Here is a 20,580-nt window from a genome sequence, read left to right on the forward strand (position 1 = left end):
ACCTCTCCCAAAGTGGTATTTAAGACCCTTGCTATTTAACTTTACGGGCTTGTGATACCCTACGTATGCGGAAGTTTACCGCGTCATCTCTTTGATAAATTCTACATGGCTATTCAAAACGGATTCGTACTTACTCGGCAAGCCCGTGATATTAAAGGCACTACTCAGATAGATCTTTGGTTATCCACACCACAAGGCCCCACCCAACTGTTGATTGAAGGTGAGAAGCCAGTCTTCTTTGTGTTTCAAGACCAGTTGGAAAGTGCCAAAGCGCAGAGCCAAAACTTGCAAGTCGAATGGAAAACCTTACCACTGAAAGACTTTGCCTTACGACCCGTAGCCGCATGTTACTGTCACTCTATCAAGCAAGCTCAAGTACTCAGCGAGCATCTCAAGCAACATGATATTGTTGTGTTAGAAGACGACATTCGCCTTGCTGACCGCTACCTAATGGAGCGCTTTATAAAAGGCAGCCTAGAGTTTACCGGAGCAGTGCAGAGCAATGTATCGCACCTACGGTACAAGCAGGTGAAGTGCCGCCAAGGTGATTACACCCCAGAACTCAAAGTGGTGTCATTAGATATTGAGTGTTCCGAAAAAGGCGTACTCTACTCCATTGGGCTAGATAGTCCGATGGACAGCCGAGTGATTATTATTGGCGCTCCACAGCCAGCTGATACTGACATACAGTGGGTAAGTAATGAGAAAGAGTTGCTGCTAGCGCTGGTTGATTGGTTTAGTCAGTTCGATCCCGATGTTATCGTTGGTTGGAACGTCATCGACTTTGATTTCAGGCTACTGCACAAACGTGCCGAGAGGAATCAGGTCAAGCTAATGCTAGGTCGAGGTAAGCAATCGAGTTTTTTTCGCACATCAAACACTACTCAACAAGCCTTTATATCGATTCCTGGCCGAGTAGTGATGGATGGAATTGATACCCTTAAGACTGCGACCTACCACTTCCGCAGCTGGTCTTTAGAAGCCGTATCACAAGAGTTACTGGGTGAAGGTAAGCAAATACACAACGTGCATGATCGCATGGACGAAATTAATCAGATGTATCGCCATGACAAACCCTCACTTGCCAAATACAACCTGCAAGATTGTGTGTTGGTTAACAAGATTTTTGCCCATACCCACCTCCTAGAGTTCGCTATCGAGCGCTCAAAACTGACTGGGGTAGAGCTGGACCGTGTTGGAGGCTCTGTCGCCGCATTTACCAATCTCTACTTACCTCAGATTCATCGTGCTGGCTATGTTGCACCTAACCTACATCCTGAGAACTGGCTGGCAAGTCCCGGCGGTTATGTGATGGACTCGATTCCAAATCTTTATGATTCTGTTTTAGTCCTCGATTTTAAGAGCCTTTACCCTTCCATTATCCGTAGTTTTCTTATCGACCCGATGGGGTTAATAGAGGGATTACAGCAAGAAGTTGGTCTTGAAGAAGAGCAAGCGGTTCCAGGTTTCAGAGGCGGACAGTTTCACCGCACTCGTCATTTCTTACCAGAAATGATCGAAAACCTATGGGCTGCGCGAGACGTCGCCAAAAAGAACAATGAAAAAGCCTTTTCTCAAGCGATAAAAATCATCATGAACTCTTTCTATGGTGTACTTGGTTCGTCAGGGTGTCGCTTCTTCGATACTCGATTAGCCTCCAGTATCACTATGCGAGGTCACGAGATCATGAAGCAAACTAAGGTACTGATCGAAGAGAAAGGCTATCAAGTTATCTACGGTGATACTGACTCAACGTTTGTCTCACTTAACGGACGGTTCTCTCAATCACAAGCCGATGAAATTGGCCACCAGCTCGTCGACTACATCAATGAATGGTGGACGAAACACCTGCGTGAAGAATACAACCTCAACTCAATGTTGGAGTTAGAGTATGAAACACACTACAAAAAATTCTTAATGCCAACGATTCGTGGACAGGAAACAGGGTCGAAAAAACGTTATGCCGGGCTTATTGGTGAGGGAGATAATGAGCGACTGATTTTTAAAGGGTTAGAGAGCGCTCGAACAGACTGGACACCATTAGCCCAAGAATTCCAACAAACGCTTTATTCAATGGTATTTCATGGCGAGAATCCAAGCGATTATATTCGCGGGTTTGTCGAGCAGACAAAAGCCGGAGATTTCGATGACAAACTTGTTTATCAAAAGCGCTTAAGAAGAAAGCTGCATGAATATCAGAAAAACATTCCACCTCAGGTACGCGCAGCCAGAATGGCAGATGAAATCAACGGCCAACTTGGCCGCCCATTGCAGTATCAGAATAAAGGTAGGATTGAATACGTCATCACTATCTCTGGTCCTGAGCCTGAAGAGTACCAAAAAAGCGCTATCGACTATCAACACTACATTGATAAACAGCTAAAGCCTGTTGCAGAAGCGATCTTGCCATTTATTGGACTAGACTTTACGACTCTAAGTGAACCGCAGCTAGGATTGTTTTAACCTATTTTGAACTCGGTTTTTTTGTACTGTTTGGCAATCCAATCACCAAACCCATCAAGGATACCGACCACAGAACGCTTTGGGATAGCTCTTCCCGATAGCAGAATACCTAGCCGCTCTATCTCTACCTGCTTGTCAGGGTGGTAACGAAGAAATGCTTGGCCGCACTCTACAGGATCATCAAACCATTGCTTATCTTTGTGCATGATCAGTGAGTAGCTTGCTCGCAGTAGCTTTTTCGCGATAATTTTTTGTGCTTTTACTTGATCTTCTGGCTTGTCACAGCGAGCAATTCGATTGCGATAAACCGCTACCCAATCTTCGACATCCATGTTCCAATGCTTTGCGATTTCCCAACTTGGTTCATAATCACCAAAACACTCTGACAAGTCTTCGCCAAAAATACACACCGAGCAGTGGCGAAGCTGAAAGCCCCACGAGAAAATACTATCCAGGCTTGCGACTTCAGAAGCCAAGGCGGTTTTAAACGAGATTTCCGTGATATGCGGGTAAGATTTTTGAAAACGCCATTTGATCGAGTTAAATAGCGTTGTTCGCAGATCACTAAACGAAGATTGAGTGACCACAATCACATCTAAATTTGACGAACCGGGTATTGCAGTCTTACGTGCCACACTGCCATATAGATAAACACTATGCAGGTTCTGTCCTAGCCCATTTCTAAGAAAGCTAACCAGATCATCAATCGCAGGTTGATAGTTCGGCTGAAAGGGTTGTTTAGGATTGATCATTGAAAGATGCATTTGATTGATAACACGAAATAATCGAACTGAATGCGTTAATGTTCGCTCACTAAGCAGGATGAATCAAGATATTCCTTCAGCCAGTGAGTCGGTATATAATCGCGTTAATACCTAACACACGAAGGAAATTGTTCATGCCAAAGGCAAGTGAGCTTAAAAAAGGTTTTGCTATCGAATCTAACGGTAAAACGCTATTAATCAAAGACATCGAAGTAACCACTCCTGGTGGTCGTGGCGGCGCTAAAATATACAAACTGCGTTGTACAGACCTAAACACAGGTGCTCGCGTTGATGAACGCTACAAATCTGATGACGTTGTTGAAACGGTAGACATGTTCAAACGTGCCTCGGCTTTCTCATACGTTGACGGTGATGAGTACATCTTCATGGACAATGAAGATTACACTCAATACACATTCAAGAAAGACGAGATTGAAGACGAACTACTGTTCGTGACCGAAGAAATTCAAGGTTTGCATGTCATCCTAGTCAACGGCAATGCTGTTGGCCTAGAGCTTCCTGCTGCTGTTGAGCTCGTTATTGAAGAAACAGACCCTTCAATCAAAGGCGCTTCTGCTTCTGCTCGTACAAAACCTGCACGTTTTGCTACGGGCCTTACAGTTCAAGTACCTGAATACATTGCAACTGGCGACCGCATCGTGATCAACACGGCGGAACGCAAATACATGAGCCGCGCGTAATTATGGCTGATCTGATCTCATACGATGACGCCATTGATACGGCCTACGACATCTTTTTAGAGATGGCACCTGATAACCTAGAGCCTGCTGACGTCATTTTGTTCACAGCACAATTCGACGAGCGCGGCGCGGCTGAGTTAGTTGAAACTGGCGATGACTGGGTAGAGCACGTAGGCTTTGACGTAGACAAAGAAGCTTATGCGGAAGTTCGCGTTGGTTTAGTCAATGAAGAAGACGATGTATTGGACGATGTGTTCGCTCGCCTGTTAATCAGCCGCGATCCTGAACATAAGTTCTGCCACGCTTTGTGGAAACGAGACTAGTAACTGTTTCCAGACCCCAAATACAAAAATACCCTAGCCTTAGCTGGGGTATTTTTCTATGGGGATACTAGAATTGCTTCTAGTCCCTATACAGGATGTGCCTCTTAGCGAGCTAAGAACTAGTCAACCTTAATGTTTTCAACGCGGGCTTTCAATTTTTGCCCTGGGCGGAAGGTCACTACGCGACGTGCACTGATTGGAATGTCTTCACCTGTCTTCGGGTTTCGACCTGGACGTTCATTCTTATCACGAAGATCAAAATTACCAAATCCAGACAGTTTTACCTGTTCGCCACTTTCCAGTGCCTTACGAATCTCTTCGAAAAACGCCTCAACCGTTTCCTTGGCATCCCGTTTACTGTATCCGAGCTTTTCAAACAGGTTCTCAGCCAAATCGGCCTTTGTGAGCGCCATAAAACTTTCCTCAAAGCTGTGTTAAACATTGCCGCCTCAAGGCAGCACCTAAACATTTCACCAAGCCAATCAACAACATATCGGCTTTACCTTGGAAAGTGTATGCCAAGCTCATGATTTTCGCCAACTTTTTTCTTCAATGAGTACAATTTAACCGTCAAAACAACAAGATAGCCCTCTAAAAAGGCAGGATTTCTACTAATTATTGGCATTTATTGAGAAGCGAAGCCAGAAGATTAGACTACTACTAATAAGATTATCAGATAATTATCTCAAATAGGTGTAAGTATGGAGGTAAGGCATTGATAAAGGTACTAAAACATTCTTAGTAACAAAATAGAATGCCCTTTTAATAGAGACTTCATCTCTCTGTTAACAGTATTGAAGTTTCCTAGGTTGGGAGAGCGAGCATACTCATTCCGTGCTCTACATCACTAATATTAATATTAATACTGGTTCGATTAGCATAAACATACTAATTCGATTGCACAGCTAAGCATCCGTATGAATACTAATTGTTCAAAATAACAATATTACAACATCAACGTCTATGGCTATTTATAATCAATCTTCCCTATTGGAACTAGGGGGGGATCAGCACGCATGTGCGCTATTCGAACAGATAGAAACTCTTTTTGGAGTTGACAGTAACCACTTTTTTAAACACATACTTAATGAGCGACTAGCGCAAATCTGCGAGCAAGATCGCTCACTCGACTATAAAAACATTGCGACTAAACTGCAGTCCCCCAACTACTTTACTAATGTCAACTACCCTTTAAAAAATGAACCACCGCAGTGGCATGATTTAGAGCGGAAAGCTCTAACCTTGTTTAATGATTGGGCTCAAGCTTGGTGCGCTTTCAACGTATGGAAGATTACAAAGAAATACCGTAATCAAACCAGTAGTCTACAGTTACAATCACGTCCTAAGTTCTCCCAAACTGAAGAAGATTTTGCTGATAGCGTTATAGAGGACATAGAGAAACACACTGAACTCTATTATACGCTTCACAGTCATTACGCAATGGAATTACCCGACGCAATAATGCTCATCAACCTAGCTACTTTTGTTTGGGAACAGCAATGGTTCGAGATGCTCTATGAGATTGACGTTTCATCCCAAGGAACCCACTTCATACTTGCGCAACTTGCTCCAAATTTGTCCTTTCCTATCATTGTTTCTAGTGCGAAAATAAACCATCATCGCAATATTGAAAACTGGCTCTACTTTTCACCATTCTTCCAAACATCTTGCTGGAAGTTGCTAAACCAAGTTGAGATGCAAGAGCGGTTAGTGAATCTAGATCTCTTGTGTTCAGATATTGAGATCAGTGATACTTCATCTGCAAATTTTGAGAACGCACTTTGGCAAAATATAAGTGCTCAAGAGAAGTGTTGCGAAGTTGTTAGGCTAACAGTCAGTGGAAGTCAGAATCAGAAGATTTTCTTCCTTTACTTGTCACAAAAAAGGCTTATGGCTCAATTGGAAAGACACCGATTTGAAGTCGCGTTCGTGGTCATAGAACAACCACTAATGATCCAATACTACCAAAGCCTAACTAACGGTGCCTATCTCAAAATGAGTTATTGTCATGTATCTGATTCAGGCTTCGCAACCTATAAAGGCCTTTGGTTTATTAAGCCACTAAGCCAGGCGCTATCTGAGTGCAGTTACCGAAAATATAAAGTTAGCACCATTACACAATTGAAGCAGCATAGACACCAAGGACAAGAGCTACAATATGCTTAGTTACATTACACAGCAGCTACTTTACCCAAAAGCAGTCGCCCTGATTCTAACTGCTTTGCTTGTTTTTGTGTGGGCTGGATACTTCTGTTCTACTCTTGCCAAAAAGCACGGTGTTGGTAGCTTAAAACAATATATCTATTATGTAACCTACACGCTTGGACTATTCATATGGATATTGAGCAACGCCTATTTCCATAGCGGGTGGCTAGTCGAATGGGGGCCTTCCGCTGGTACCATGATGGCAGTCATTGCTAACCTCTCTGCGCTTCTGGCATTTAGCTCTGCTTACTATTTCTCCGCCAAGTTGAAAAAACACTATACAAGTAGTCGCCCAAGCTATTGGCAACTTTTACTAGCAGGCTTAACCATGGCTTTCTGTGCTATTGTTAACGTCGTACCCGATCTAACTATCAAAAGTGTGGTTATTGAAGGCCCAAGTCAATTCATGCTTGAGTTTGGAGAATATACGAGGCCTTTCTTTATTGGCTTAACGCTAATATTTGCTCTTACTTTTATAAACCTCCTTTCCATCAAGCGCAGCAGTAGTCGTATACGGCGTACAAGAATCAACTATATGATACTTGGAATGACCATATTTATGGCCTCCACTGCTGTCATCCAGTTAGGTTTTACCTACTTCTTCAACAACTTCTCCCTGACATGGCTGCCGCCAGCACTTTCGATTAGCGAAATGTTATTCATGGGATATGCAATTCTGGCTTCTCGCTTTTATAGTTTCCGCTATCTATGCTTGGTTGGGTGTTCATTACTCCTAACCGCCGCAACATACACATTTATTGTTGCCTTGTTTAAACCATTGAGTTACGCAAGTACTGCGACCGGTATTATCGCGATAATGGCAATCGGTCTGACTTGGCCTTATACATCGCGTTTGGTTAGAACTTGTCTAACTTACGCCCTGTATGGAACGCCTGTTTCGCCGACCGAGAAAATTGCCCAGTTGGAAGATGAGTTTCAAAAGTCTCCAAGCAAAGCCATTGAATCCTTAGCTACCTACCTTGGAGTCCCAAGCGACAAACTGAAACTCCTTGACGACTATCAAGGTGCCAATATGTATCGTTCTTACTTTGAGAACCACACAACGCCTTTGGTGATTGATGAGATCGAAGATGCGATTGAGAAAAACCGCGATAAAGAGCTCTCAACGATTCATAGCAGCATGAACCAAATGGAGTCCGCGTTGGTTTTACCAATTTACGAGGGTAAAAATAAGCTCTCTCATGTGTTGGTTTCTAGCCATAAGCAGGGAGATGTGGATTTTTCTTTTGAAGAGCTCAAAGCCTTGGAACGCGTGTTGCAAAAAGTTCAAGTGCATATCAATTACGAGCAAAAAGTACGTCAATCTCAAGCGCTTGCCAATTCGATTGCTCACGAGATGAGAAATCCGCTTGCGCAAGTGCAATTTGAATTTGAGTCTCTCAATCAAAAGCTTTTATCACCGATAGATTCAACTGCACTTCTGCAGCATGTAGATAAAGGAAAACAGGCAATCAAACGAGGTAGACAGCTCATCGATATCATTCTTCGTGAAGTAAATAGTTCATCACTTGATCAAGAACCTTCTGAAGCTACGTTTATTCACGGAGCAATTAACAGCGCCATAAACCAATATGGTTTTGACAATGACAACGAGCTCAACCGTATTGTTTTAAACTTAGATGAAGATTTTATAGCTAAGATTAACGATACATTGTTCAATTTCGTAATATTCAACCTGTTGCGCAATTCCATTTATTACTTTGATTCTTACCCAAGTAGTCAGATTGAAATTCGAACCGAACGTGGCCAATACGAAAACTACGTATTGTTCCGAGATACTGGTCCAGGTATTCCTGCTGAGCTTTTGACTCGTATTTTTGATGACTTCTTTAGCCACAACAAAAGCGGTGGGAGTGGCTTAGGTCTAGGTTACTGTCAACGTGTTATGGCTTCATTTGGAGGCTCTATCAGCTGTCATTCAGAGGTTGGAAGGTTTACTGAGTTTAAACTCACGTTCCCCGCCACCAATGCGACAGTTACTCATATCAACAAACCTAAACCGATGCCTAAAAAAGAGGTTGAAACTTCCAGTTCCCCTATTGCTGTGTCAAATGGCGAACTTACCTTTGCGGTCAATCCTTCGCACATGATCTTGGTTGTCGATGATAAAGAGATTCAACGCACATTAGTCAAACTCTACCTAGAGCAGCTAGGTTACGGAGTCGTATTGGCCAACAACGGAAAGGTGGCGATTGAGATTATTCAAAGCAACCCAATAGACCTCGTATTTATGGATATTCAGATGCCTGTCATGAATGGTTTTGAAGCGGCGAGTATCATTAAGCGCTCCTTCCCGACAATCCCAATTATTGCTCTGTCAGGAGAATCCGGAGAACGTGAACTCACTATGATCAGTGAACTGATGGATGGGCGACTGTCAAAACCAACAACTAAGGAAGCGCTTGATCAAATGTTGAAATCGGCCTTACCCATGAGTATCCATTAAATCGCATCTCATTAAGTTAGGGCGGTATCACTCACCGCCCTATTCTTATAACCATATGAAATAAAATACTTTTTCTGCTCCTCACCAAATATATCAATAAGTACGACCAATATTTTGCCTTCCATCATAGAACAGACAATTCATTCCGAAAAAGTGGGATATCCCTCAGGGGATCATAAGAAATAAATTGCACAAAATTCTACTTAAGGTAAACAAGATCTCCACAAACTCTGATCCAACTTTGGCCGTGAGTTACTGTGAGTCCTCCATAAAACGATAAATCTTAGACTTCCCAGTAGTACTCTCACTAGGCCCCATCATACAAACAAAAAATATCGGGTCAGTTTTAACAACGTCAAATACCGGTAAAGCAGAACAACATGTTCAGTTATCTATTACATCAAATGATGTATCCCAAAGCGGTCGTATTACTCTCGACCTCTTTACTTGTCCTTGTTTGGGCGGGCTATTTTTGTACAGCTCTGGCGAAACGTTATGGGACGCTCAGTTTAAAGCAATACGCTTATTATATTTGTTATACAATAGGCGTTTTCTTTTGGACTCTAAGTAACAGCTATTTCCATACAGATCTACTGGTAAGATTTGGGGATAGTGTTGCTATTAACATGGCGATTTTAGCGAATCTAGCGACACTGCTCGCTTTTGTCTCGGCCTATTGTTTTATCTCTAAACTGCATAAGCACTATACCAATAAAAGCGTCGCTTTATGGCAAGATATCCTAGTCGCTAACATTACCTTATTTGGTTTTATCAGCAACCTAATGCCCGGGGGAACCATTCAGGGCATCGAGATCATGGGGCCAAGTGATTTCCAATTGAAATTTGGCCCTTATACCAAATACTTCTTTCTCGGTTTCACCACCTTAGTGTTATTAACTTTCTTCAATCTTCTCTCACTAAAAAAGAGTAGTAATCGAATACGAAAAACACGGACCAACTACATGATCATGGGTATCGCCATATTCATGAGTTCTACCGCTGTTATTCAGGTTGGTATGACTTTCTTTTTTGACAATTTCTCACTAACTTGGCTTCCCCCAACATTGTCTCTAAGTGAAATGCTGTTAATGGGATATGCCCTGCTTACATCTCGCTTTTTCAGTCCAAGATACTTATGTTTTATATTCGTCAGCGTGGCTTCTACCGCCTTTATATATGTAGCTGCTGTCTCAGCTTTCGTTCCTGCTACACTGATTGGACTAGCCGATGTTTTACTCCTAACCCTGATCATTGGAATGACTTGGAACAAACTTTATAGGCTTGTCCAACGCGTTTTCAGTATGATGATGTATGGAGATCCAATTCACCCAGTCGAAAAAATATCTAGGCTAGAAGATGAGTTTCAATCCTCCCCAACGCGCGCTATGGAGAGCTTGGCAAACTATTTGGGGGTACCACAAGATAAACTTCGCTTGTTAGACGACTATCGAGATGTAAACTTGTATCGAAGCTACTTTGAAAGCCATGGTACCTCATTGGTAATTGAAGAGGTGGAAGAAGAATTACTCAACTCCAATGACAATGCGCTTAGCCTCATTCATAGCAATATGAGTCAATCCCAATCTGCTTTAGTCATCCCTCTCTACGCAAGTACAAATAAGCTATCGCACGTTTTGGTTTCAAGCTCCAAATCTGAAGGGCTCCACTTTTCGTATGAAGAACTCTCTGCACTTGAGCGGGTATTAAATAAAGTTCAAGTACATATAAATTACGAACGTGAGGTACGCCAATCACAAGCTTTAGCCAGTTCAATTGCACACGAGATGCGTAACCCTTTCGCACAACTTCAACTAGAATTTGAGCTTATTGATCAAGCGATCAAACAAACCTACACAACGGAGCTGCTGAAGTCTCATGTAGACAAAGGAACCAAGGCCATCACTCGTAGTCATCAATTAATTGATATCATAGTGCGAGAACTAGACGAAGCTTCACTTGATCAGGAACCCGTTGTTCCCTCTCTCATCTCAGCTGTAATTTGGTCTTCAATTGACCAGTACGGTTTTGATGATGAAGCTATGCGCGACAGGATCCATTTAGATTTCGAGCATGATTTCGTTGTAGAGATTAATGATACTTTGTTTAGCTTTGTTCTGTTTAATCTAGTGCGCAATGCTACTTACTATTTCGATTCCTACCCTAAAAGCAGGATTTCAATTCAACTGAAAAAAGGCCACGGTGAGAATTGTGTTCTCTTTCGAGATACAGGTCCGGGAATACCGGAGAACCTAATTGGACAAATATTTGATGACTTTTTCAGTCATAATAAGAGCGGAGGCAGTGGCTTGGGCTTAGGCTATTGTCAACGCGTTATGGCTTCTTTCGGTGGTTCAATCAGTTGCCAGTCAAAAGTAGGTAGCTACACGGAGTTCAAGCTGGCTTTTCCACCCACCAACCGTTCACTCGATACTTTACTTGTGCGAAACCCGAAGCAAGAAAACCAACTAATGAGCCCTTTGGACGTCGCTCTGAACTGATTTGATTAGCCACACCAACAGAGCCATTGCCAGTCAATAGATTGGCAACCCTTTTCCTAAATTGACTCGCAGTTTGCTAATTGATAACAGCCAGAGCAGCTCAAATCTACTCTCAAATCAAAAATTATTAAGTATTTTTAACAACCTAGAAAGGCACATCTACAACGCCAATTTCACTGGCATCGAATATGCTTGATTTCCGCATGGTAACAAAAAAGCGGCACCGTCCCGCTTTGCTCGATGTAAGGGGAACGTTATGGAAGTTCAACGTCACACATATTATCGACTTATTCATCAAGGCATTAAGAGTCTGCTCGTAGATCGTATTGGTCACTTCACTGAGATGGAATATCACGAATACTTGAATGGTATGACTGGCAAATCAAGTTGCTTCTCTATGAGTGATGAAGAGTTGCAGTTCGCTGTTGATAGTTTGCGCAGTGAAGGTTATTTAGAAGACTATAAGCGACAACTCCAGCGTTAGAGCGTCACTCTAATGACTAAGTGTTTTACGCCTTAGTGATGAAGAACTTTGTGATTGGCGTTGTTTTAGTTAGACTGAAGCCAACTAGACTGATTCAGAATATTTCAATGAAACAACTGCTCGATTTTATTCCATTAATTATTTTCTTCGCTTTATATAAATTGCAGGATATCTACGTTGCGACAGGCGCTCTGATTGTCGCAACGGCCATTCAAATTATCGTGACTTACTTGATCTATAAGAAAGTCGAAAAAATGCAAGTCATCACCTTTTTGATGGTAGCTATTTTTGGCGGTATGACCATTTTTCTTCACGATGACAACTTTATTAAATGGAAAGTCACCATTGTTTACCTGATTTTTGCTATTGGATTGGCAGTAAGCCATGCGATTGGCAAGTCAGCGATCAAAGCAATGCTCGGAAAAGAGATTACGCTACCAGATCCTGTGTGGGCAAAAGTCACTTGGGCATGGGTTACTTTCTTTTCAATCTGCGCGGGACTCAACGTTTATGTTGCTTTTGAGCTGCCGCTAGACGTATGGGTAAATTTCAAGGTATTCGGCTTATTGGCGGCCACATTTGGTTTCACTCTACTTACTGGCATCTACATCTATAAGCACATGCCAAAAGAGGAACAGAACGCAAACTCTGGCGGATAAGTTGATAGATTTGTTACAATCCTATTTTTGCAGCGACCACATTGGTCGCTGTTTCGTTTGTATTGGATGTCACAATGAGCACAGAAAACACTGCACCCAAAGGGCAACTACTTCTTAGAACCCTCGCTATGCCAGCAGATACTAACGCCAATGGCGATATTTTTGGTGGTTGGATCATGTCACAACTTGACCTTGCAGGCGGAATCCTCGCCAAAGAAATCTCATCGGGTAGAATCGTTACCGTCTCGGTCTCAAGTATTACGTTTAAAAAACCCGTACGTGTCGGTGATGTTGTTTGCTGTTACGGTGAATGTACCAAAATCGGCCGCACTTCAATGAGCATCGATCTAGAGGTATGGGTTAAACCCGTTAAAGAGCACGGCTTAGAAGATCGCTTCATGGTCTGCGACGCGACATTCAATTACGTCGCCATTGATGCTGAAGGGAAACCACGCCCAGTTGAGCAGTCTTAATTGGCGTTAAATTATATCGCGGTAACTCTTTTAAATTGCGCCATTTAGGGTAGAGTAAACGTCTGAATTTACTCTATTCATATAAGGATATCAGATCATGTGGTATGTCATCTTCTCACAAGATGTAGAGAACTCTTTGGAAAAGCGCCTTAGCGTCCGACCAGCTCACCTAGAGCGTTTACAAGCGCTACAAGATGAAGGCCGTTTACTCACAGCAGGACCTATGCCTGCCATTGACTCTGATAACCCTGGTGAAGCTGGCTTTACTGGTTCAACTGTCATTGCAGAGTTTGATTCGCTACAGCAAGCTCAAGATTGGGCAGACGCTGATCCGTATATTGAAGCGGGTGTTTACGAAAAGGTGATCGTTAAACCATTTAAAAAAGTATTTTAACGATGCTTAATTCACTCAAGTCTTTTTCTATCATCGGGCTAGTTATGATCGTTGCTGGCTGTTCATCTACTTCGTCGGAGAAACAGAAGCAGCTCGAATTGCTAGCACAAAATAGAGCAAACCTACTTTCTGCAGAACTTCCGCTGGAATCAGGACCACTATCCATTATGCGTGCTAACGCGAAAGCAAGCACGATTGAGATTATGATGGTTTACAATGATGACGCGAAAGGGGCTAAACCGACAGCACAGGTCTTGAGACAAAGCATTCAAACCTATTGCACCACACCTGATACAAAAAATAATCTTGAAGTGGGTATTAGCTACCGAATTAAAATGCGAAATAGCCGCGGTCAGTTAATGGCTGACGAGCTAATTACTGATCAACGTTGTATGAGTTTAAACAAATAGACCTATCACAACTTCGGTATTTACCAAAGCCTCGACTGTCGAGGCTTTTTTATTGCACGTTATAGAGCCAGCTATGATGCCAATACAATAAACTGTCCAATGGCTTGGGTTTACAAATCAAATATCCCTGAACATTCATGTCTTTGTAGGATTTGCTCAAATACTCTAGATCTTCATACACCTCTAACCCTTCAGCTATCAGAGAAGCATCTATCTTGCCGGCAATATTAACCAAGGTATCGACCACTACTTGATTGAATTGATCTTGATGAATATCGTTAATCAAGGTTCGATCGATTTTAACCTCGGTGAAGGGTAGTGTTCGCAATTGGTTTAAATTTGTAAACCCAGTACCAAAGTCATCAAGAGATAAACCAAATCCCCTCATTCGTAAGCGATTAATCGTCTCTAACTGTTCAGTATCTTCCAATGCAAACTCTTCGGTAATCTCTAACGTAATATTTTGCTTGTCGACTTGCTGAGCATCAATCGCTTCAATGAAGTCACTCGTGTAACCGTCAGTGGTTAACTGTGAAGGTGAAAGATTAAGGCTAATTTTCACCCCTTCACCAAACTCTTTCACCAACTTGGGAAAATCAGCGAGAACTTTAGCCAATAGCTGTTGCGTTAGCTCATTTAACATTCCATGCTCTATTGCAGTAGGAATGAACTGCCCTGGTGCTATCGCATTGGTTTGCCCTGGCTTTACTATGCGAGCCAAAACCTCAATACCTTCGACATTCTTACTGTCTAAACTTACCTTCGGCTGGTAGTAAGGTTCTATTAGATCTCGTTTGATGTAGTCACTCAACATCTCGGCAGGCAATGGTTCATTATGCCTTGTTTCACGCAATGAAAGCTGCTGCAGCTTGTTGAGCATTCGTTGAAGCTTGTTGAGATGAACAGGCTTAGCTATGTTACCGACCAAATTAACCTTGTGCTTACGAGCAATATGGGCAGCCAGCTCTATTACTCGGTTTTCCATTTCAGAGATGATGCATACCCCACCCCGATAATCCATCTCTCCCAACGCTTTGATAAGCGTCATGCCATCTATTTCTGGCATGTTTAAATCTGTAAACACGGCACTATACTTATCGGGAGCACGTCTGATATTTGCGAGTGCTGAAGCCGGGTTAGAACAAGTGATCACATTCTCATACCCTAGCTCTGACATCATACCTTTCATCACCAACAAGATGGCTGGTGAGTCATCTACTATGACAATTTGTGCGTTTTTCATTATTAGATTGCCTCTGACGTTAGATCTTAAATATAGACAGAGACCTTTTCATTGCACAAGGTTGCATACGATATAATTCTAAGCTATTTAACTAAAACCCATTCGAAAAGAGCGCATCGCGCTTTGTAATCAACAACTAACACTCTTCTGACAGATAACAACTATAGTTAACATGAGTTTTTAGGGTCTGGTGGCCCCAATGTATGCTCATACAAATAACCTTCTATTTGGAGTTAATATGAAAAAATTACTTACAGCAGTGGCTATCTCAAGTGCGCTTTTGTCACCTGTGACATTCGCGTCTTCTCCGGTAATGTTCTCATCGGTTAACGACTTTAATGCACCGGATAACTCACAAGTATCCGGTGTTCGATTAGCCGCCCTTCACGGCAAGGTAGATTCGTTGAAAGGGGTCGACTTTTCCATTGTTGGTATGTCAGAAACCAATACCACGACAGGCGTTAACTTCGGCTTGTTTTTGGGAGCTTCCAAAGTTAACCAAGAGATGACCGGCGCTTCTCTTGGCCTATTTAACTGGAATGAGGGTTTAACCACAGGTGTCAACCTAGGAGCCGTTAACGTAACCAATGATGTAAGAGGAGCGAACGTTTCTTTTGTGAACTACTCCGAAGGAGACACTATGGTTGATGTTGGCGCAGTCAATATGTCGAGCGAGTCGACCGTCCAAGTCGGTATATTCAACAAGACAGCCAAGATTGAAGGTGTCCAAATCGGCCTCATTAATTGTGCAGAGAATGGCTTTTTGCCTTGCTTCCCAATTTTCAATTTTGGCAACTGATTTTGAGCCAATAGCTCATTAGCAAAAGCTCCAGTTTTGGAGCTTTTTCATTTTAATATTTGATGAATTTTTTATTTCAGTGCGGTCATTACTCTAACACCATCACTCACCTTGCTAATCAACACCATAGCGGAATAATGCTGATAATACCTTTTCTAAAATTGGCTCACGCCTGAAAATACAGGTTAAATAATAACCAATACATATTGACGGTTGTCACATCGGCTTCTAACTTTTCATATTAGTGTCATAACCATGGAGGATCACCCTATGAAACGTGCTAGCAACTCATACCGTCTTCAATTGATTAAAGAGGTAGCGACTCGGCAAGAGCGGCTAAAAGGTGGTGATCCTATGGCAAGCTACATCCAGCACTTACTTGATGAGAAACCTCAAAATGAAAAGAGTACCGAAGTAAACCACCGATTCTCTGGTAATCATTTTGATGAGCATGCCGGTGGTTGGGTGAATGATCGTTGGGGATTGAAGTAATCTAGCTAGATTTCAGATTTAAACAGAGAGGTTCGTTGGACAATCGGTCTAGAATCTCTCTTTGTTCGATTTCAGACATTTGATACCAAAGATAGCGTTCTTCTCGCGTTCGGCCACAGCCTATACAAACACCATTGATGTTTGATTCGCACAACCCCACGCATGGGTTCGCACTATAGTTTCGTATATCCATACTACACCTCAAAATACAGTACACGATAATTAAGATGTAGCCCAATAGGCAGCTAATGTAAAGATTTGATTTTAAAAAAGATTTTGTTGCGGTGTATTAATCGGGATTTCTTCAGGTGGAGATGCTTGACCTTTTCGTATCTTGCGTAGGTAGCGTTGACGACAAAGTTTAATCACATGTAACTGCTGAGCGGGGGTCATATTCAACCAGTTAAAACGTTCTTCTCGTTTACGCATACAGCCCTTACAGTAGCCTTTTTCATCTACTGTACAAATGCCAACGCAAGGGCTCGGGACGGTAAAAAACTCTAGTTGCTCCAAATGCTCTCTCTACATTATCTGATGCTCAATTTTTACTCTACGCGAATTGTAATTGTATGTTTATCAATAAGTTCCAATGTGTGATTCGCACCAAACTATGACCTTATATTGACAAATCCTCCTAGCAATTAACTATACTGCACTCATCGAAGTCACTACGCTGACTTAACTACTTATTTATCGGAGTTGATCTATTATGAAGCTTAGTCCAAAAACGCTACTTGCAGCAATTACACTACCTTTTGTAGTAACAGCATGCGCAAGCAATGGAGACGATGTGAAACAAATTACAGCTCAAGATCTACAACACCATAACTGGGAACTGGTTAGCATTGATGGTGAAGCGATTGTTGCAGATAGCCGCCAAAACCCACCACGCCTAGAAATTGGTGAGAAAATGACAGCTAACGGCAATGCTGGCTGTAACAACTTCTTTGGTCAGGCTGAGCTAAAAGACAATCAATTCCGCATCGAAAAAATGGGCATGACGATGAAGATGTGTGGTGGCGATGCAATGGATGTAGAGCAGGCATTTGGTCAAACTCTGTCTGATTGGAGTGACATGACGCTAACCCAAGATACTATGGTTCTGAAAAATGATGTCCACACGCTGACATTTAAGCTGAACGATTGGAAAAACTAATTCTTTTCGTCCGAATATCGATTAAAAAAGCAGCTCATTGAGCTGCTTTTTAGTTTCTATCAGATACTTTTCAAACATCTCGTCAACATTTACGTCAAATAGTTAATAAAACAGCCTTTTTTCAGTCATAATGAATGAATAATTGCATTACTCCGGTCTTTACCATTGGCCGATACAATTATTCAACTAACAGGGAACATTATGACAAGGCTGATCACTCTTCTTTCTTCACTTGTTTTTTCACTTTCTGCTGTTGCAGCAGATACTTGGCAAGAGGTTGTCGAAAAAGCGAAAGGGCAAACCGTCTACTTTCATGCTTGGGGCGGTAGCCAAGAAATTAACCGCTATATTCAATGGGCTGGCAATGAGCTTCAGTCCCAATACGGTGTCACGTTAAAACATGTCAAAGTCACCGATATTGCAGAGACAACATCGCGCTTAATTGCAGAGAAGGCGGCAGGAAAAAACAGCGGTGGTAGTGTCGACATGGTTTGGATCAATGGCGAAAACTTCAAATCGATGAAAGACAACCAGCTGCTGTTTGGGCCGTTTGTCAAGAATTTGCCTAGCTGGCAGTATGTCGATAAGTCGCTTCCGGTCGACGTCGATTTCTCCGAACCAACAGAGGGCTTAGAAGCGCCGTGGGGGGTTGGTCAGCTGGTCTTTATTCATGATGAAAAAGCTTTGAATAATCCACCGCAATCATTTGCCGAGCTACAAAGCTATGCCAAAGCTTACCCAAACCGTATTACTTACCCTCGCCCACCAGAGTTTCACGGTACAAGCTTTGTTAAAGCGCTACTGATCGAACTGACAAACAATGATGCTTCTCTGCAACAACCTGTTTCTGAGCAGAACTTTGCTATTGTGACTGAGCCTCTTTGGTCGTACCTAGATGAGTTTCATAAAGTCGCATGGCGTGGCGGCAAGCAGTTCCCAGCGGGCACGGCAGAGACGGTTCAGTTGCTTGATGATGGCCAAATCGATCTTGCCATTACATTCAATCCAAATGCTGTATTTTCCGCACAAGCAAGTGGCAACCTAGCAGACTCAACAAAGGCGTATGCAATGGAGGCTGGTGCTCTTTCTAACATTCACTTCTTAGCTATTCCTTGGAATGCCAATGCAAGCGCTGGAGCTCAAGTCGCGATTAATTTCCTACTCAGCCCTGAAGCGCAGTCACGTAAAGGTGATTTAAACGTATGGGGTGATCCTTCTGTACTAAGTAGCCAATTCTTGACTGGTTCAGCAAAGAATACTCAGCAATTTAAATCGATTGCTGAGCCTCATCCTAGCTGGCAAGCCGCTTTAGAAAAAGAGTGGCTAAAACGTTACGGGAATTAGGGGCTGTTGACCTAGAGTTTGCACATGTTAAGAGCGCTTTATTTAGTCATTATCGTCGTTTGTATAGTGCCTACCCTACCAGGTTTGCTTGGTGTGTTGGTCTCTGCGCTTGGGTATATCCCCCCGATTGGCTTAGATCAGTTTTCCATTGACGGCTTCTCTGCTGTTTTTGGGTGGGCTGGTGTTTGGCAGTCAATCGGGTTAACGGTTTATAGTGCGATTGTGAGTAGCTACCTTGCTTGTTTGATCACCTTTGCCATATTGCAATCGGCATGGAAGAGTCCATTTTGGCGCAAGATTGAATTGAGCTTATCTCCGCTACTTGCCATGCCTCATGTTGCCTTCGCAATTGGTTTCGCTTTCTTATTTGCACCAACGGGAATGGGGGCGCGTGTCTTACATGAATTGTTTGGTTATGACCCTAACGGGCAAACGGTCGATGACTTGGCGCTATTGGTCAAAGACCCTTATGCGCTTGGCCTAATTGTTATGTTGGCGATCAAAGAAGTTCCTTTCTTACTTCTAATGAGTATCCCTATTCTCCAGCAGTTAAATGTTGAACAGACTGAAAAGGTCAGTCACGCTATGGGCTATAGTTCAGCCCAAACTTGGTGGAAATGTCTCTTCCCGCAGTGGTTTGCTAAGCTACGCTTCCCGATGCTCGCTGTGATTGCTTACAGTTTATCTGTGGTTGATGTTGCCCTTATTGTAGGACCAACCAATCCGCCAACATTTGCCGTCTTGGTTTGGCAATGGTTCAATGACCCGGACTTATCACTGCTTCCTCGCGCAGCGGCGGGTGCTGTGGTTTTGTTCGCCATCGCAACGCTATTGATTGGTTTTGCTCGCTTGGTCGAATGGGCAGTAACCAAAGGCTTTAAAGCTTGGCAATATTCAGGCAGAAAAGGCGTCAAATTACCGGGAAAAAGCCTGTTCTCTGCAGTCGCCGCTTTGACCCTAGCGATGATCCCACTGTTGATTATTTGGAGTTTCGCTCAGCGCTGGCGTTTTCCTGACCTGCTACCGTCTAGGTTTAGTCTGCGATTTTGGCAGTATGAGTGGCAAGGTATTTTAGGCACGCTTGAGCAGAGCCTAGTCATCGCGCTTGTCTGTGCGACAGTGAGTTTAGTTTTAGCGCTGCTCGCTCATGAGTATCGTCTACGTTATCGTTGGCAGGTACCGGGGTATGTCATCGCTATCCCTATGCTGATACCGCAATTGTCAGTGTTGTTTGGTATGCAGATCGTCACTTTGTATTTAAACAGCGAGGCGTATTTATTCTGGGTCTGTTGGGCTCATGTATTTTTCGCTTTCCCATTCGTTTATTTATCACTCGATGGGCCATGGCGCAGCTTTGACGACGGGCTTACGCGCGTTGCCTTGAGCTTAGGCAAATCTCCGTTGCAGGCTTGGTTGAAAGTTAAACTGCCATTACTACTGCCTGCCATCGCCTTTGCTTGGGCGGTAGGCATTAGTGTAAGCCTCGCTCAATATCTCCCTACTCTGGTATTGGGAGCGGGGCGCATCAGCACAATCACGACTGAAGCTGTCGCTCTATCCAGTGGCTTCGACCGCCGCGTCACTGCTATTTATGCTATTTGGCAAGCTATCTTGCCACTGCTGTTTTTCTCTTTTGCGATTCTACTTAGCCGACTGCATGTTAAGTATCGCCGTTTGACTATTAAAGGTTTACTACCGAATGAGT

Annotated in this window: 21 protein-coding genes; 16 read left to right on the forward strand and 5 right to left on the reverse strand. The window is 42.9% G+C overall.

Going from position 1 to position 20,580, the window contains the following annotated elements; genetic code table 11:
- Positions 1–105 precede the first annotated feature (105 nt).
- The gene (locus AC6R00_RS01115) at positions 106–2,463 is read left to right on the forward strand and encodes a DNA polymerase II (protein ID WP_500639053.1); all 2,358 of its coding nucleotides are present in this window, start codon (positions 106–108) and stop codon (positions 2,461–2,463) included.
- Here the strand turns inward: AC6R00_RS01115 and AC6R00_RS01120 are convergent.
- Positions 2,460–3,227, reverse strand: coding sequence for a nucleotidyltransferase domain-containing protein (locus tag AC6R00_RS01120; protein ID WP_500639054.1), 768 nt, complete (start codon positions 3,225–3,227; stop codon positions 2,460–2,462). The genes AC6R00_RS01115 and AC6R00_RS01120 overlap by 4 nt on opposite strands.
- A 134-nt stretch (positions 3,228–3,361) precedes the next feature.
- Here AC6R00_RS01120 and yeiP point away from each other — a divergent pair, with 134 nt between their 5' ends.
- Both yeiP and AC6R00_RS01130 read left to right on the forward strand, forming a co-directional pair.
- Positions 3,362–3,928, forward strand: a complete 567-nt coding sequence (gene yeiP / locus AC6R00_RS01125) for an elongation factor P-like protein YeiP (protein ID WP_272786867.1) — start codon at positions 3,362–3,364, stop codon at positions 3,926–3,928.
- A 2-nt stretch (positions 3,929–3,930) separates the two neighbouring features.
- Positions 3,931–4,251, forward strand: coding sequence for an HI1450 family dsDNA-mimic protein (locus AC6R00_RS01130; protein WP_500639055.1), 321 nt, complete (start codon positions 3,931–3,933; stop codon positions 4,249–4,251).
- A 119-nt stretch (positions 4,252–4,370) separates the two neighbouring features.
- On the opposite strand, the gene ihfA is transcribed toward AC6R00_RS01130, so the two are convergent.
- The gene (ihfA, locus tag AC6R00_RS01135; protein ID WP_004746689.1) at positions 4,371–4,664 is read right to left on the reverse strand and encodes an integration host factor subunit alpha; all 294 of its coding nucleotides are present in this window, start codon (positions 4,662–4,664) and stop codon (positions 4,371–4,373) included.
- A gap of 550 nt (positions 4,665–5,214) precedes the next feature.
- Here ihfA and AC6R00_RS01140 point away from each other — a divergent pair.
- From AC6R00_RS01140 to AC6R00_RS01175, 8 genes are all read left to right on the forward strand, one after another.
- The gene (locus AC6R00_RS01140) at positions 5,215–6,417 is read left to right on the forward strand and encodes an acyl-homoserine-lactone synthase (protein ID WP_500639056.1); all 1,203 of its coding nucleotides are present in this window, start codon (positions 5,215–5,217) and stop codon (positions 6,415–6,417) included.
- The gene (locus tag AC6R00_RS01145) at positions 6,410–8,923 is read left to right on the forward strand and encodes a hybrid sensor histidine kinase/response regulator (RefSeq protein WP_500639057.1); all 2,514 of its coding nucleotides are present in this window, start codon (positions 6,410–6,412) and stop codon (positions 8,921–8,923) included. The genes AC6R00_RS01140 and AC6R00_RS01145 overlap by 8 nt, the downstream gene beginning before the upstream one ends.
- A gap of 380 nt (positions 8,924–9,303) precedes the next feature.
- Entirely contained in the window at positions 9,304–11,421 is a 2,118-nt protein-coding gene (locus AC6R00_RS01150) for a sensor histidine kinase (RefSeq protein WP_500639058.1), read from the forward strand.
- Positions 11,422–11,677: 256 nt separating this feature from the next.
- Positions 11,678–11,905, forward strand: coding sequence for a hypothetical protein (locus AC6R00_RS01155; RefSeq protein ID WP_004746695.1), 228 nt, complete (start codon positions 11,678–11,680; stop codon positions 11,903–11,905).
- A gap of 107 nt (positions 11,906–12,012) precedes the next feature.
- Positions 12,013–12,564, forward strand: coding sequence for a septation protein A (locus AC6R00_RS01160; RefSeq protein ID WP_500639059.1), 552 nt, complete (start codon positions 12,013–12,015; stop codon positions 12,562–12,564).
- A 74-nt stretch (positions 12,565–12,638) separates the two neighbouring features.
- Positions 12,639–13,037 (forward strand): acyl-CoA thioester hydrolase YciA, encoded by a 399-nt coding sequence (gene yciA / locus AC6R00_RS01165; protein ID WP_500639060.1) that lies wholly within the window; start codon positions 12,639–12,641, stop codon positions 13,035–13,037.
- 97 nt (positions 13,038–13,134) lie between these two features.
- Positions 13,135–13,431 (forward strand): YciI family protein, encoded by a 297-nt coding sequence (locus tag AC6R00_RS01170; RefSeq protein ID WP_500639061.1) that lies wholly within the window; start codon positions 13,135–13,137, stop codon positions 13,429–13,431.
- Positions 13,432–13,433: 2 nt separating this feature from the next.
- On the forward strand, positions 13,434–13,841 hold the full coding sequence (locus AC6R00_RS01175; protein WP_500639062.1) for a GspS/AspS pilotin family protein: 408 nt from the start codon (positions 13,434–13,436) through the stop codon (positions 13,839–13,841).
- Between the two features lie 49 nt (positions 13,842–13,890).
- On the opposite strand, the gene AC6R00_RS01180 is transcribed toward AC6R00_RS01175, so the two are convergent.
- A complete protein-coding gene (locus tag AC6R00_RS01180) occupies positions 13,891–15,084 on the reverse strand; it encodes an EAL domain-containing response regulator (protein ID WP_500639063.1) in 1,194 nt (397 codons plus the stop codon).
- Positions 15,085–15,322: 238 nt separating this feature from the next.
- Between AC6R00_RS01180 and AC6R00_RS01185 the strand changes: the two genes are divergently transcribed.
- Positions 15,323–15,883 (forward strand): VC2662 family protein, encoded by a 561-nt coding sequence (locus AC6R00_RS01185; protein ID WP_500639064.1) that lies wholly within the window; start codon positions 15,323–15,325, stop codon positions 15,881–15,883.
- A 270-nt stretch (positions 15,884–16,153) separates the two neighbouring features.
- On the forward strand, positions 16,154–16,375 hold the full coding sequence (locus AC6R00_RS01190) for a hypothetical protein (RefSeq protein WP_500639065.1): 222 nt from the start codon (positions 16,154–16,156) through the stop codon (positions 16,373–16,375).
- A gap of 1 nt (position 16,376) precedes the next feature.
- Here AC6R00_RS01190 and AC6R00_RS01195 read toward each other — a convergent pair whose 3' ends face one another.
- Both AC6R00_RS01195 and AC6R00_RS01200 read right to left on the reverse strand, forming a co-directional pair.
- Positions 16,377–16,568, reverse strand: a complete 192-nt coding sequence (locus AC6R00_RS01195) for a DUF1289 domain-containing protein (RefSeq protein WP_500639066.1) — start codon at positions 16,566–16,568, stop codon at positions 16,377–16,379.
- 71 nt (positions 16,569–16,639) lie between these two features.
- Positions 16,640–16,888 carry a DUF1289 domain-containing protein gene (locus AC6R00_RS01200; RefSeq protein WP_500639067.1) on the reverse strand — a complete coding sequence of 83 codons (249 nt, stop codon included), beginning with the start codon at positions 16,886–16,888 and terminating at the stop codon, positions 16,640–16,642.
- A gap of 196 nt (positions 16,889–17,084) precedes the next feature.
- On the opposite strand from AC6R00_RS01200, the gene AC6R00_RS01205 reads away from it, so the two are divergent.
- The 3 genes from AC6R00_RS01205 to AC6R00_RS01215 form a co-directional block, all read left to right on the forward strand.
- The gene (locus tag AC6R00_RS01205; protein ID WP_500639068.1) at positions 17,085–17,531 is read left to right on the forward strand and encodes an META domain-containing protein; all 447 of its coding nucleotides are present in this window, start codon (positions 17,085–17,087) and stop codon (positions 17,529–17,531) included.
- A gap of 201 nt (positions 17,532–17,732) precedes the next feature.
- Positions 17,733–18,875 carry an ABC transporter substrate-binding protein gene (locus AC6R00_RS01210; RefSeq protein WP_239854388.1) on the forward strand — a complete coding sequence of 381 codons (1,143 nt, stop codon included), beginning with the start codon at positions 17,733–17,735 and terminating at the stop codon, positions 18,873–18,875.
- Positions 18,876–18,899: 24 nt separating this feature from the next.
- Positions 18,900–20,580 (forward strand): ABC transporter permease (locus tag AC6R00_RS01215; RefSeq protein WP_500639069.1); only part of this gene is annotated, 1,681 nt, incomplete at its 3' end.

The organism is Vibrio sp. R10-SF1-ISO8 (assembly GCF_059833805.1).

What these genes read in the sequence shown, in the direction of transcription:
- AC6R00_RS01115 (WP_500639053.1), top strand. Translation starts at nt 106, where the DNA reads ATGGCTATTCAAAACGGATTCGTACTTACTCGGCAAGCCCGTGATATT.
- AC6R00_RS01175 (WP_500639062.1), top strand. Translation starts at nt 13,434, where the DNA reads ATGCTTAATTCACTCAAGTCTTTTTCTATCATCGGGCTAGTTATGATC.
- yciA (WP_500639060.1), top strand. Translation starts at nt 12,639, where the DNA reads ATGAGCACAGAAAACACTGCACCCAAAGGGCAACTACTTCTTAGAACC.
- AC6R00_RS01180 (WP_500639063.1), bottom strand. Translation starts at nt 15,084, where the DNA reads ATGAAAAACGCACAAATTGTCATAGTAGATGACTCACCAGCCATCTTG.
- AC6R00_RS01195 (WP_500639066.1), bottom strand. Translation starts at nt 16,568, where the DNA reads ATGGATATACGAAACTATAGTGCGAACCCATGCGTGGGGTTGTGCGAA.
- AC6R00_RS01145 (WP_500639057.1), top strand. Translation starts at nt 6,410, where the DNA reads ATGCTTAGTTACATTACACAGCAGCTACTTTACCCAAAAGCAGTCGCC.
- AC6R00_RS01140 (WP_500639056.1), top strand. Translation starts at nt 5,215, where the DNA reads ATGGCTATTTATAATCAATCTTCCCTATTGGAACTAGGGGGGGATCAG.
- AC6R00_RS01205 (WP_500639068.1), top strand. Translation starts at nt 17,085, where the DNA reads ATGAAGCTTAGTCCAAAAACGCTACTTGCAGCAATTACACTACCTTTT.
- AC6R00_RS01150 (WP_500639058.1), top strand. Translation starts at nt 9,304, where the DNA reads ATGTTCAGTTATCTATTACATCAAATGATGTATCCCAAAGCGGTCGTA.
- AC6R00_RS01155 (WP_004746695.1), top strand. Translation starts at nt 11,678, where the DNA reads ATGGAAGTTCAACGTCACACATATTATCGACTTATTCATCAAGGCATT.
- AC6R00_RS01130 (WP_500639055.1), top strand. Translation starts at nt 3,931, where the DNA reads ATGGCTGATCTGATCTCATACGATGACGCCATTGATACGGCCTACGAC.
- ihfA (WP_004746689.1), bottom strand. Translation starts at nt 4,664, where the DNA reads ATGGCGCTCACAAAGGCCGATTTGGCTGAGAACCTGTTTGAAAAGCTC.
- AC6R00_RS01120 (WP_500639054.1), bottom strand. Translation starts at nt 3,227, where the DNA reads ATGCATCTTTCAATGATCAATCCTAAACAACCCTTTCAGCCGAACTAT.
- AC6R00_RS01160 (WP_500639059.1), top strand. Translation starts at nt 12,013, where the DNA reads ATGAAACAACTGCTCGATTTTATTCCATTAATTATTTTCTTCGCTTTA.
- AC6R00_RS01190 (WP_500639065.1), top strand. Translation starts at nt 16,154, where the DNA reads ATGAAACGTGCTAGCAACTCATACCGTCTTCAATTGATTAAAGAGGTA.
- AC6R00_RS01210 (WP_239854388.1), top strand. Translation starts at nt 17,733, where the DNA reads ATGACAAGGCTGATCACTCTTCTTTCTTCACTTGTTTTTTCACTTTCT.
- AC6R00_RS01185 (WP_500639064.1), top strand. Translation starts at nt 15,323, where the DNA reads ATGAAAAAATTACTTACAGCAGTGGCTATCTCAAGTGCGCTTTTGTCA.
- AC6R00_RS01170 (WP_500639061.1), top strand. Translation starts at nt 13,135, where the DNA reads ATGTGGTATGTCATCTTCTCACAAGATGTAGAGAACTCTTTGGAAAAG.
- yeiP (WP_272786867.1), top strand. Translation starts at nt 3,362, where the DNA reads ATGCCAAAGGCAAGTGAGCTTAAAAAAGGTTTTGCTATCGAATCTAAC.